Origin of the sequence: Nocardia sp. NPDC052566 (assembly GCF_044547285.1) — a bacterium.
Classification (GTDB): Bacteria; Actinomycetota; Actinomycetes; order Mycobacteriales; family Mycobacteriaceae; genus Nocardia.
Genome location: NZ_JBIUAF010000001.1, coordinates 1,765,572 through 1,779,536 on the forward strand (window position 1 = coordinate 1,765,572; position 13,965 = coordinate 1,779,536).

The 13,965-nt window shown below is 64.7% G+C and carries 1 protein-coding gene (cut by both window edges); it reads right to left on the bottom strand.

This entire window lies inside a single protein-coding gene on the bottom strand: locus ACIG5A_RS07290, encoding an MFS transporter (RefSeq protein WP_397238713.1). The 43,230-nt coding sequence extends 15,795 nt beyond the window's left edge and 13,470 nt beyond its right edge, so the window shows coding positions 13,471–27,435 — codons 4,491 (complete) to 9,145 (complete); reading right to left, the first codon wholly in view occupies positions 13,963–13,965. The start codon and the stop codon both lie outside this window.

Genomic DNA, 13,965 nt, shown 5'->3' on the forward strand with positions numbered 1-13,965 from the left:
GAAGGCACCATGGGAAATTGTGCGCTCGGCGGTGTCCCAAGTCTTGACGAGAAGCGCACTGCGGCCTCGGTTCTCCCAGCGCGTCTTCTCGTCGACGTCGCGGTAGGACTGGTGGGCTCGCGCACCCAGCAGGCGATCCGCCACAGTATGAAGAGCAACGACCCCGACACCGATCTGGTCGAGCTCCGCGCGCGCCCACCACCCCAGGACGGCGGCGGGTGTCCTTTCGAGCGTGTTCACCCGGATCTTCACGACCTCGTCGGCGTGATAGGCGTTGGCCACGATTCCTAGCAGCAGCCCGCACAACGGATCGGATTGGCGCGCATCCGCGGTCATTGATTCTGGAATCTCTGTCGGCGCTTCCGACATGCCGGCCCGGCGCGCCTTCTCCGCAAAGTCAGCCTGTTCGTCGACCAGCCTTCTGATGTGCCACGAAAGGTAATCCATGGCCTCTCGACGCTGCCGTTCGATCCGTCGATGGTCGACCAGTGCCTTCAGAAGTGCCTGTCTGCGTTCGTAATTCGCACCAGCGCGGCGCAGCGCCTTGACCGCTTCGGATGGTTGAGCGAGCACACGCTCGAGCATCGCCTCGCTGTCGGGCATGAGGTCTAGCTCCTGCAGAATCCCGGCCGATTCGAGCGGACGCAGCGCTGCGTCCAACGCCGCCGACGCGCCGCGCGCCCGCAACACATCCATCAGCCGCTGCTCCACCAGATCACGCTGGACACCCACCCTCACGTGCAGCTCGGCCACCATTCGGCCACGGTCGACAGCCAGCTCCTCGATCGCGTCGAGCCGAACCCCCGTCTGCCGGTGCCATTCCGGAACCGACAAACCTTCGAACTCTGGTTGCATTTCCTGCGCGACCCGCCGCGCCTTGGCGAGGTCCACCCCCGCCGCCTCGAACCACGCCATGCCGAACAGTGCGATCATCCTGCGCGCCCGGCGGGCGAAGTAATCATTGGGCAACGGATCGTGCTCGAGGTCGCCGCGGAAGGCGTTGGAGTGGTCGATGCCGTAAGGACTGCTGATTCCCGAACGCGACGGATCGGCCATCCAGTCGTCCCGCTCCCGACCGTGATGGCCCAGCGCCATATCCAGGAACCCGATCCGGCGCCCCGCAAGGGTGTCTGAATACGGCCAGCATGCGTCGTCACCGAGTCGGCGCATGTCACCGAACACAGCGGGCAGCTCTCGTCCGGTCACACCCTCGACGAAGGCCACATAGACGGTGACACCATGGGTGTCCCCTTCACCGATCTCGCCGACGAATACCTCGGGTATCGGATTATCTTCTCTGTCGAACAGACGCGCCGCGAACCGTGAGAACAGCAGCTCCGCCTTCGCCTGAACGACGGAACCAACGGTCTTACGGATCACCTTGAACGCGAAATCGGCTGTGTCCCAGGTGAGTTTTTGAACTATGACGGCGGCCCTCGGCTGGTTCCGCCTCTCCTTCTTCAGCGTCTCGACGGTCGGCTCGCCCTGCGCGAATGCGGCGCGCACCTGTTCCTCCAGCGACAGCTTCCTGGCGCGCAAGGAGAACGTGTCGGCCAAGTTGTGATACGCCTCGGCAACCTCCACCGGTATCGGCTGGTCGACCACGACACCCTTACCCGGCAATTCGTATAGGCCGGTCACTTCGGAAACGATCACAGCAACCACAGCGTCCGGGGCCGGGATCTGTTCGGGGTCGGTCCGGAAACCGAATCGGATGTAGTTCTCCACCGTAACGTTCGGAGCGACCACGCTGACATGGCGAATGCCGGGCCACTGTCGCATGAACGTCGCCCGTATCCGCCGCAGATGGAAGGGCGCGCCGAACACAAGCACCGACCCGACCTCGATCCCTTCCCGCTCCAGCATTTTCGCCGACTCCAGCGCATTCCCCTGGGTGTTCTCGGCCGACGGCTCCTGAATCACCAGCGGGGACCGCAAACCCAACCGCTGCGCTTCCATCCGGAACGCCCTCGCCTCCCCTCGATAGCCAGAGAACACGACCGGGACGTGTAATCCCTTCTCTTGCAACAGATTCGCGGCAGTGGCCGCCGCGATGTTGTCCCATTGGCTACCGAGCACCACGACTGCATCGCAACCGGGATCCAGTGCCCACTTCGGGTCATGCCGAAGGAAATCCCACACGGTCGTCAGATCAGCGAGCATCCGGTCGGTGTCCACGCCCCGTGCCCGCAAACCCTCGAGCCATGCGTCATAGGTCTCAGTCGAGAGCACATGCGGACCGACCAACTCACCACCGGGCTGCTGTTCCACATGGTCGCTCACCGCTTCGATGACATCGAATTCCCGTACCCCCCACCAACGAACGTGTTCCATGATCCGCGCACCGAGGCGAGTGTCCTCGCCGCGCAGCGTCACAACCTCCCGCGGCGACGGATACTGATCCGGCGAACCCGCAAACCTGGCACGCAGTTGCGCCAACTGTTCCCGATCCGCAGGCGTAGCGAACTGGTCAACCTCCACGATTCCCGCGATCACCGCACCGACAGAATCCGCCAAATACTCCGGATCCCAGGCGAATCCGAGCCTCGCCCACACCCCTGTACCATCGTGATCGGCGATGACCCTCATCCGCTGCACCCCTGCGCGCGGGAACAAGGACTCCGCTGCGGCAAGGATCGCCCGAGAGAATCCACGCCCCTGCGCGTCTTCATCCAGGTGTATCCAGACATCCTCGAACACGACGTTGCCGGAATCGTCCCGCCGGAACGTCCCCATCATCCGGCCGACCTGCCGCACAGCATCGTCAACCACAGCGGCCTCGACATCGATAGCGGGCCGCGCCGGCGCACCGGCCGATCGATCGAAGGTGTACTCGGCGATAACCCCGGCTAACCGGAAGGGACCGTATTGCCGCTCTAGCCAACGCAGTTGGACAGTCAGGTCGTGATCGTCAGCCAACTCTTCAGTGACGTCCAGCAACCGGCCGATCGGCGGAATATCGTCCGTTGCACCACCCTTGGATGACGTCGACCCGCCCGAACCGCTCCCATCCCCCGGATCGCCCCGTACTGTGTCGCTGGGCTCAGTACTGGTCGGCCCCTCGATGTACGCGGTGACAATCTTTCGCCGCCCCGCCTCGAACGCCCGCTTTGAGCGGCCTCTGCCGAGATTGCCTGCGCTTGAGCAGAAATGTGAGATTGCCGCAGACACAATGGCATCCGAGAGCCTAAGAGCCCGGCCCATCTCCCGAACAAACCGTTCCGAAAGTTGTGAGTCCCCAGCCTCGACCCTCGCGACCTGGTTGCTGGTGTATCCCATGCCCCCAGCCAGGTCGACCAGCCTCATGCCAGCACCCAGGCGACTTACCTGCACCCATTCATGCCCATCCCCAGGAGCGAAACTCAGTGGATGCACAGGCCCCTTCTCGCGGAGATACAGAAACGTCCGCGTGGCTGCCAGTTCGCGCTCAGCCAACCGGCCACTATTTTGACAGAACCGCTCGATCGCAACCGCGACAATCACGGTCGGAAGCTCAAGAGCCCGGCCCAACGCCAGTACAAACCGCGCCGAAAGCGGCGCCAACCCCGCTTCAACCATCACGACCCGATGTCTGGAATACCCCACACGGCGAGCCAGTTCGGCCTGCGTCCACCCCGTACCCGCGCGACTTCTCCCGGCCCACTCGCCGCCCTGTGCGGACGTGAACCCCATTGGATCCACCGCTCCTCCGGCGCGGGTATTGCGGGGACAGAAGCGCTCGATGGAGGCACACACATTCGCGGACGGCAACCGCAGAACTCGGCCCAATGCCAGAACGAACTGCACCGAAAGCGGCGCCAACCCCGCTTCTACCATCGCAACTTGGTGCCTGGAGTACCCCATACGGCGAGCCAGTTCGGCCTGCGTCCACCCCGTACCCACGCGACTCGTCCGCGCCCACTCGCCACCCTGTCGTGGCGTGAAACCCAATGGATCTATCGGCCCTTCACCCCGCGGCTGTCCTTGCGCCGCGCGAAGATCCAGATACCGCCGCGCGGCCTTGAGTTCACCCTGCGGTATTCCGAGGACCCGTCCAATCTCTTCGAGGCGTTGTGGCTCGGGCGAACGCTTACCTGCTTCTATGTATGAAATTGCCTGCCGAACCAGGTGCAAGCGACTCGCGACGACCTTCTGGCTCAGTCCAGCTAGCACCCGGCGGCGCCGGAGGTACGTGCCGACAAGGTCGGCACCTTCGCTGTACTCTGGGACATCCTGACGCCTGAGGCCGGGTACCAGCGATTCACCCAATGCGGGATAGACCTGTCGGACTTCTGGAGCGTTTCGCATCAACGAAAGCGCAAGCTCGACTGTCAGCTCACTATGGCCCGCTTCGATAGCCGCCCAGGAGCCGGCATCACCCTCCGTGAGCGAATCCATTTCAGCGGGCTCAGCCCCCAGATACTGGCGAATATCGGCTGCCCACACCGATAGAGGTGAACCCGGCTCAGGTTGAGGAATCGTGGATTCGTTCGTCGAATCGTCGGACGTCGACCGCTCCTCGACGCTATCCGGTTCCTTGTCACGTACCTGCGGCCGCTCCGCAGCATCGCCGACAGGCAACTGAGCCGCACCGCGGCCGCCGGCGGCGGACTCAGTTGCAAGTCCTGCTCGTTCACGGCGGTACCGGAGGAACTCTCCGTCATCCGCGTAGCCTTCCCGGTACGCTGGCCTGCCCTGGTCCATGAGTCCGGGGGCGAGGTTCTCGCCGAGAACGGCATAGAGGGAGCGAAGTTCTGGGACCGCGCGCATCAACCCCAGCAGTTCGTGAACCATCGGCTGTCGATCGCCGGTTTCGATCGCCTCCCATGTGCCGGTGCCCGCCTCGATCAGGGCATCCATCTGGTCAGTGGAAAGCGCGAGGTGCGTGCGCATCGCGGTTGCCCACCTGGCGGCGGGTTCGCCCGGGTGCGGGCGCGGAATCGCATCGTCCACTAGAGCGCTCGAATCAGTGTGCTGCCCTGTAGGTTCCGACGGCCGGCTATTCGGAAGGCCCGGCTGCGCATCAGGATGATCGGGCGTGATGTCGAACTCCATCACGACGGCGAATGTGTCGTAGCGGGCCCGCGTGTGCACGAGCAGATAATCGATGGCTCCCGCAGCACGAGCTGCCTGCACGTCGGGATCTGCCTGCAGGGCGGGGTCGTTGTCGAGCATCCATTCGAGGTATCGCCGGGTGCCCTGCTGATAATCGATCCCGTCGATTGTCCTGGTGCCCAGGCGGAGCTCGTCGATGTCGGATACGTCGCCCTGGAGGAGAGCAAGGCTGGATTTGGCTTCGATGACGATGAGCCGCGGTGAGGCGCCTGGGAGAATCCCCACGACATCGAGACGGCCGAACTGATCGGGCACCCACTCCTCGCCCCCGGAAATCACGCGGGCGCCAAGCGATTCCAGATAGTCTCGGGCCGCGATCATCCCCACCTCAGCGGAGATCTGCATGGCGAAGCTGTCCACTTCCTTCGCTTGGCGCACCACCTCGGCCAGGCGGTCGAGTTTGGCGAGCGCGTCGACATCGCCAGCAGCGCGTGCCTCCTGGCGGCGATCGTGGAGGTGCGACTTCTTGCGCCATTCGCTGTCTGGAATGCCGAGCTCTCTACTGAGCTCGGCGATCTCGGACCGCGGCTCGGCCGGTGTCTCGATCAAGCGACGATGGTCCACCAGATCCTGAATATGTTGACGGGTCTCCGACGGCAGCTCCCATCGGCGCGCAGTACGCACCATCGCAAGCGATTCGGCCAATGGAGGAGCAGTGGCGTCGTCGTCGCGGGCTGCCTGCAGTGCGTCTCGCACTTCCTGGTCGGTGACCGACAGGTCCACCCACACCGGCCAGTGGTCGCTCGAGAAGCCCGTACGACGGCCGAGGCGGGAGACTCCACCGACCGCAACGCCGAAATGGCTTGTCGCCCAGATCAGATCCTGTGATCCGCCCTGCGGCACTGTGCTGACGATGTCCCCGCGCGAGGGCGTGAGCCCTTCGAAGAGATCGCCGTACACGGCGGCGGGCCGTGGTGTGTTGAAGTCGCCGACGAGGACCGACGGGCCTTGGATCAGCGAACGCAGCATTTGTCCGGTCTCGATGGCGAATTCGGCACCCGGCCCGTGCTCGAAGCTGTGCTCTGAACCCAGCGGTGTCGGATGTGCGTTGAGCACCGACACACCGGCGATTCGCGCCACCTGCACGATCCGGGGGTATGCCCGAACGAGGTTGGGTCCGAAGCGAAGTTCGAAATCCGGCGACGGCAGTTCGTGCGAGACACCATCGTCGATCGGGAGTTTGCTGATGATCGCCAAGCCGAGCGTCTTGGTCGTATCCATGTGCGAGGGGCACATCGGGCTCACGAAAACGTTGTCGTAGCCGAGCAGGTCGGCCAGCCGGTCCGCGATGGAGGTGCCGTCCGCGGCGATCTCCACCTCCTGTAGGCAGATCACATCGACATCGAGCAGCCGCAGTTGTTGTGCGAATCCCAGCGCATCGATCGGCAGGTAGTCGAACTTCTTGTCCGACAACCGCATCGGCCGCCCACCCGCGATGTTCCAGGACGCTACCCGCAACGACCGGTCCGGGTCGGTCCCTCGACGTGCCGCGCCCAAGAAGTCGGTCGGGGGGGCCATGTCGTACTTGAAGACCATCCGCTCGCCATGTTCCGTGGCGATCCGGCCAGCCTTGGCTGCGGTGATCTCGCCGTGCAGCAGCATGTAGCCGAGTTCACCTGCGACATACGCATTTTCGCGGCGGAGATCAGGAACATCCAAGGTATAGCTCGGCGAGTATTGATGTCCGGTATCCGGATCCATGAACCCGAGGTTCTCGAGCACACGCTCGGCGAACTCTTCCCGGACAGTCTTCGACTTCACACCGGCAGGCAGGTCGCTGGGGCGGGCGTTGGCGTACGCGTCGACGAAGGCCAAGCCTTCCTCGACCGTCCGGATCCGTACGCCATGCTCGGCCGCGACCCGGCCGCCGACACGCGCCGCCGAGTACCGCACGGAGAAGATATCTTCGACGGCCAAGGCGAGCGCCTTCCACACCGCATCAGCGCGTCCGAGCCCACCGAGATCCGCATCCGTCACTGCCCGCGAGCTGTCATTCGGATGCCGCGCGCCAGGTTGCGCACCGATCGATTCGGTGAAGGTTGTGCCACGGACTGCCTGATACAGCCGCATCGCGGCCACACGGTCGATACCGAGCATGCGGGCGTGGGTGTGAACCAGTCTGGCCGAAAGGAGTTCATCGAACCCGATGCGATTGTCGCGGAACCGGCCGCCGCCGTACTTGGCGTCGCTGTACGCGTCCGCGGCGAGCGCGGTCAGGATCGCCAACGGCGAGGCGCCGTTGTTGATCATGTCCTGGACCAGCTCCCGCAGACCGTCCAGCAGGTCGAACCCGTTGTGATACAGCGCGGGAACACCGAATTCCTCGTGCTCGAGAGCCCCGATGATCTGGTTCGCCAGCCCGATGTCCGGGTCGCCGTAGAGCGTGAACACAGTGTGCATTCCGTTGGCCGCCAGCCAGATAAACCGTTCGGCTTCGGGGTGACCGAGCACATCGGCCGGGAGGATCGACTTGACCATCTCGATCTCGCGAGCCAGAAAATGCTGCGGCAAAGGCGGATTCAGTGGGTCCTGCAGGTGCCGCCGCAGGGTCGCGAGCCATGGGTCCCGACCGGTCTGCCCCTGCTTCCACGCGTAGACATCCGGCAGGCTCGCGATCCGCAGTCCCTTCCTGACGTGCCCGTCCGGCATGAGTTCCCGCATGCGCCAAGCCCGGCTGTGCAACGCCTCGTGCGAAAAGCCGACGCCCAACCCGATTCCGACTTCCCAATCGCCTTGCCGCACGACCACACGACCGTCCGGCGTCCGTGTTTCCACCCACCCCGGCTGCTCGCGCAGGTAGCGGTAGGCGGCCTCAGGAACAGACACCCGGAAATCCTGGGGCTGGGGCAACATGCCTGCACCCAGTGATTCGTAGATCGCGTGATCGCCAACCAGAATCGCGTCGCGCGCGATGCGCTCACCGAGCATCCGGACGACGGAGGCATGAATCGCCGCCGTCCCAACCGAATCCACCTCCCTGACGAATCGATGCTCCGGCCACGGGTCATTCGGCCGATCCTGTGTCGACCAGCCAGCGATTGGTCCCGGTCGCGACTGATGCGGGAACGGTGACCCGGCCGCATCGATCGGATACAGCGGATCGCCTGGACGTGCTCCCGCTGCGACAGCCTCCGCACGAGCCGCGGCGCCGAATCCGTGCCGCTTGTATACGTGGACTTGGTCAGGCCGGGAGCTGGCAGTAGCCGGATCAAACATGCCGACGAAGTGTCCGCCCAAGTCGAACATCGGCAATTCACCGGTTTCGACGACGGTACGCCGACTGTAGGAGTCGAGAATTTCGCGCTCCACGGGTTCGTTCATCACGAGATAGGTGTGCGACCGCGCGGCGGCTCCCTCACCATAAGTCTCGACCACTACCGCACCGCGACCCGCGTAGGCAAACCGGACCCCGTCCGGCACATCGCGATACGACTGCCCATTTTCGCCACCGAACAGCCACGTCGCGATCCCTTCGCGACCACCTGCGTCGGGCTCCTTGAACGCCCCCATGATCCCCGAGAACTCGACCGGCTCCATCCCCGGATGCTGGATCGGCTCGCCCGGAATCACGGCCACCGGATCGCCATCACGATGCGGGCCGTAAATCCAATTGAGGGATACCGCAAGCGCAGGACCGCACCATGCGTCGTCCGTCGGGTGCAGCCCGTCAAGCGGATTGCCGGCGGGACGAAGCCCAGCGAGACTGGCGCCCGCCTCCCGCGCGAGCCGAACGCCGTGCTGCACCAACGCTTCCCGATGGGCCAGGCGGCGCATCCACACCGTGCCGTCGATATCGGCCTCGCGAATGTTCTCCATGATCCGGTCGTAGGCGGACATTGCCTTACCGAGTTCGTCGAGCAGCTCCGCCGAGACACCCGCCGCGCGCAGTGCATCGATGGTCCGTTCCGGGCGTGATAGCGCGGCAGCCACGGCGGTGTGGTCGTCGGGCTGTAGGCGGCGTGACAACGCATCGGCCACGACGGCACTATCCTCGCCGGACGCCACCCGCAATGCGGAGGCGATACGCACTTCGGCACGCGCCTTTCCGATTTCCATCTCGATGCGGGCGCGAACCTTGTCGGTGGCCGTCTGCACGAACTCGTCGAACCGCCCCCGGACCTTCGCATACCAGTCACCATGCCCGAGCGCCTCGTACTCGGATCGCACTGATTCGAGTTCCGCTTGGGCGTGCGCCAGATACTCCTGCGGCGCGGACCGCTCCAGCGCACGAAGGCCGAACCAGGCGACGAAGTCACGGAGACGTGCTGCGAAATGGCTAGAGGACACGGGCGCTTCGGGTGACTCTTCGTGGTCGTATGCGACCAGATCTTCCGTCACGTTTGACGAGTTGCGATCGGTTTCTGCGATGAGGAGATCGTGGAACCCGCGGCGACGCCCCTCCTCCGAGTCGGCATATGACCAGAACCAGAGGTCGAAGGAATTCTTCAGTTTGCCCGCCAGCACCGCATCACGGCGCACGTCGGCGATGGAGCGTCCGGCCGCGAATTCCGAGTAGACCTCGTAGCGCACGCTCCCGTCGACCATGATCGGTTTATCCGTGATGAAGACGGGGGCCACTTTCGCCTGGGCCACCCTGCTGCCCACCAACGAACCCAGATACTCCTTGTGGGCCCAGCTCCGGGCAGTGGCGTACTTACGTACCGCGATGAGGTCAGCACCGAAGGTGAGCTTCTGAACCACTGGTCCGGCCCCTCTGACACCGACATCGGTGAGGTCTTCGACCGTCGGATCACGCATCACGATGGCGTCCTGCAGCCGCTCAGCGAAACTCGTCATCCCAGGCGGTGCTTCCTCCGCGGGCCACTGCAACCGCCACAGGACGTATTCGGGTCGCGTGTACCGATATCCGTTCTCCTGGATGAACGCCGCGGATCTCGTCAGCGTCTCCACCAGATTCGCCGGATCCATCTCGGGCACCGACTCCCGCCACTGAGCGAACTCGACATCGATCCATCCCGCCGCCCCCAATCGGCTCCACGCATTGCGCAACGCCGTTTCGGCCACTTCGGCATCCACGCGCGCCGGCCAACTCGGCCCGGAGTCGGCCATCGGGCCCGAACGCGAGACCTGGGGCGCGACATCGTCACGATCCGACCGCGACTCCTTGTCGTCGGACAGCTCCGAGGGGTTGCCCCAGCGCCGATGCGGACCTTCGTTGTAGGCGCGGACCACATCGACGAGGATCTCGGCCGCCTCCAGACCAACCTTATCGATAAAGCGACGCAACGCCTTCAGCCCGGCCTCGTAAGCGACTCGTTCCGGATACGGTGCATCAGGCGAACGTTCCGCCGCCTTGACCGCCTTCTGATACGCCTTATGGTAGGCGTCGGTATAAGCCCGTTCCACAGGTCCGATCGCAATCCGGCGACCCGCGTTCCGCAGCGCCCGGAACGTTTCGATCTCCTGGGCGAAACCAAGGCTGCGCAACCTGCGCATGGCAGGAGTATCGGCAGGCGGCGGCACCGGAATCGTTTCGGCGGCGGGCGGAACCCCGTGCGCCCGATCCCATTCCGCACCATACCGGGTAGCGAAACTCTCGCCGCCCACGAACGGGCCGACAACGTGGAACTGCGCCCGCACCGCCCGCACACCCGCCCGGAAAGCGGCGGCGTTCAGCGCCCAGCCAGGCACGCTCGCGTCGCGGCGGTGCGCATCCTCCGTGATCTTCAGGGCGTCGCGGTACGCCTCGAGATAGACGAACTCCACGAGGAACGCGTCGGGGGAGTCGGGCTCCTTAATGCTGACTCCTTTTCGTAAGCGGCTGACTTCTTTTCGTAAGCGTGCGCGCATCGTTTTGCCGCGGAACCAACCAAGGCTCCTTGCAGCCTCAAACGCCAACGCATGAGCCTCAGCCTGACGGTCGAGCATCCGGCCGACATAGTCCTCCCGCTGCAAGATCGACCGCTCCCGCACCCAGCCGGGTGTTTCCCGCAACATATCGGCCATCGCGACCGCACGGATCAGATCAGTGGAGTAGCGCCGACTAAACGAAGGACTCCAGTTTGTATCCAGCATCACCGTATTGGTCGCCGGATGATACCCATGCGCGGGGCCGTTAGACCCGTCTCGGCCGCCGGAACGGTCATGAACCTCCGCCTCGTTACTCAGGCGGACGTCGATTCCGTACTGCTCGAGCAACGAAACGGCCCACCTGCCGATATGGGTGGCACCCCTGTTCATCCGGTTGGTACGTCTGCGCACCACATTCTGGAGATCGGAAACGTAGTCGCTGAGCGTTTTCCGAGGCGGAGCTGCCGAATTCGCTTGTCGCGCCGTATTTTCAGCATCCTGGCTCGGTTGCCTCGGACCATCGTCGGCACGCGGGCGCGGTTCGGCCCCGACGCGGCGCCCGTCGAAGACGTCCGGAACGCGGGCCGTCCGCACCGTTCCCGACTCGTCGACGACGACCCGGATCAGATCCGCGGGCTCCAGATGAGCGTGCCGCACCAGTTCGGCGTCAGCGGGTAACGTGTCCAGCAGGTCCTCTCGGACCCTGGTCGCGATCGCGCGCTCGGTCGCCCTCACCCCTGCGGACGCGTCGCTGTGCCGTTGCGTCAGTTCGGTGATCAGGCTCAACTCACCGGCGAAGTAAGTGGCCGTGTGGCGATGAAGCTCCCAGAGTTGCTCGACCCGGGCCGCCCTGGTGTCGGCCTGTTCCGCCTCGGGGATTCGGCGGTTGAGGCCCTGGAAACGAGCGAACACCCGATCCCAGGCGCCCTCGATCCGCCGCAGTTCGCGGGTGGTCGCCGCGTGCTCGCGTACCAACCGCTGCACCTGCCGCGCGGCGTCTCGTGTCCGCGGCACATATTCCACCCAAGACTCCGCCGCACCACCCGGCTGTCTCGCCGCCTCCCACTCCGCATGCTGCACCGCGCGGTATGCAGCCCCGGAACCCGGCCGCCCGTACTCGCCGTACAGCGAGTTCGCCAGCAACGCACCGATTCCCGCCTCATGACCGACTGCACGCAGCCGCGTCCCAGACGACTCCGGATCAGTACGAACACTCGCTTCGGTAGCCGACCGGAAGGCATCGCGGTACACCGACCGCATCTCGCCGCGATACACCACCTCCACCTTCGAGAGCATTACACCGGTGACATACCCGAGCCCCGAAGCATCCAACTGCTCCTCGAACTCGAGTTCCCGACCGAACGCAGACGCTTCGATACGCTCCTCAACCGCAAGATGATCCGCCAAATCCAACGCCGCGATCCGAGACGACAACACCTCGACAACCCCAGACAAAATCGCCCGCACCCGCTCCGCCATCCGCACCACGGCCGCGGCCTTCTCGGCATCGGAGCGATCATGCGTATCGATGACGATGTCCATCGTCCGGCCGTTGAACGTGTCCGCCTCGCCCGCAGCGATCACACGCCCGGCACCGAGGTCGGCGAACCGCACAGCCGCACCCGCCTCGCGGAGCACAGCGGCAGCCTCGCGCCCGATCGCGGTGTGCGACAACACCTCCCAGACCCGCACGAACTCCTCATCCGGAATCTCCCACAACCATCCATCGGGCTGTGCCCCATCGCCGTAGACGGCCCGCCGGACCTCCTCCTGAACCAGCGCTACGCGCTCCGACTCCGCGTCGTCGCCTTCTGGCTGATCCGCGTGCCCCAACGTCACCTCGACCACGTCGGTATCCACGCGCGCCGGCCAACTCGGCCCGGAGTCGGCCATCGGGCCGGAGCGCAAGACCTGGGGCGCGACATCGTCACGATCCGACCGCGACTCCTTGTCGCCGGACAGCTCCGAGGGGTTGCCCCAGCGCCGATGCGGACCTTCGTTGTAGGCGCGGACCACATCGACGGCGATCTCGGCCGCCTCCAGCCCGACCTCATCGATAAAGCGACGCACCCCCTTCAGCCCGGCCTCGTAAGCGACTCGTTCCGGATTCGGTGCATCAGGCGAACGTTCCGCCGCCTTGACCGCCTTCCGGTACGCCTTGTCGTAGGCGCGGGTATAGACCCCCTCCACATGTCCGATCGCGATCGGGCGACCCGCGTTCCGCAGCTCCCGGTACGTTTCGAACTCCCGGGCGAAATCTCGGCTGCGCCGCATACGCGTGGCGGGAGTATCAGCAGGCGGCGGCACCGGAATCGTTTCGGCGGCGGGCGGAACCCCGTGCGCCCGATCCCAATCGGCACCGTACCTGGTGGCGAAACTCTCGCCATTCTCGAACGGTCCGACGGCGTGGAGCACCGCCCGCACCGCCCGCACACCCGCCCGGAAAGCGGCGGCGTTCAGCGCCGCGACAGGCATGGCGGGCTTGTAACGATAGTCCTTGGATGCGACCTTGTACGCCTTGTCAAAGGCCAACCGGTAAACGATCTCCAGGTTGTCGGGAGGGGCAAGATTTGGATCGGGAAGGTAGAGGCGTTCACTCTCGAATGACAGGGCATAGGCCTCGGCGCACCGATCGAGCATCCGGCCGACATAGTCCTCCCGATGCAAGATCGACCGCTCCCGCGCCCAGTCGGGTGTTTCCCGCTGCATGTCGGCCATCGCGGCAGCACGGATCATGACCTGATGAACATCCGTCCCGAGGGGCAATACCACGGTATTCGTCGCCGGGCGATACCCGACGATCTCGTTGTTCACACCTGACCAATATCTGCCCCGTGCGTCCGGCTCGAGGCTCACGCGGACATCGATTCCGTGCCGTTCGATGAACGACACCGCCCACATGAAGATCCGGTTCGCGTTATCCCCATCGGTAGATGGCGGCTTTGTCCACGGCTCCCGCTGCGAGTCCCAATGATCTGAAGCTATGTCGCTGAGCGTCTTTCGCGGCTCAGAAGGCGGATTCTCGTGTCGCGTCGTGTTTTCGGCGTCACCGGTTGCATG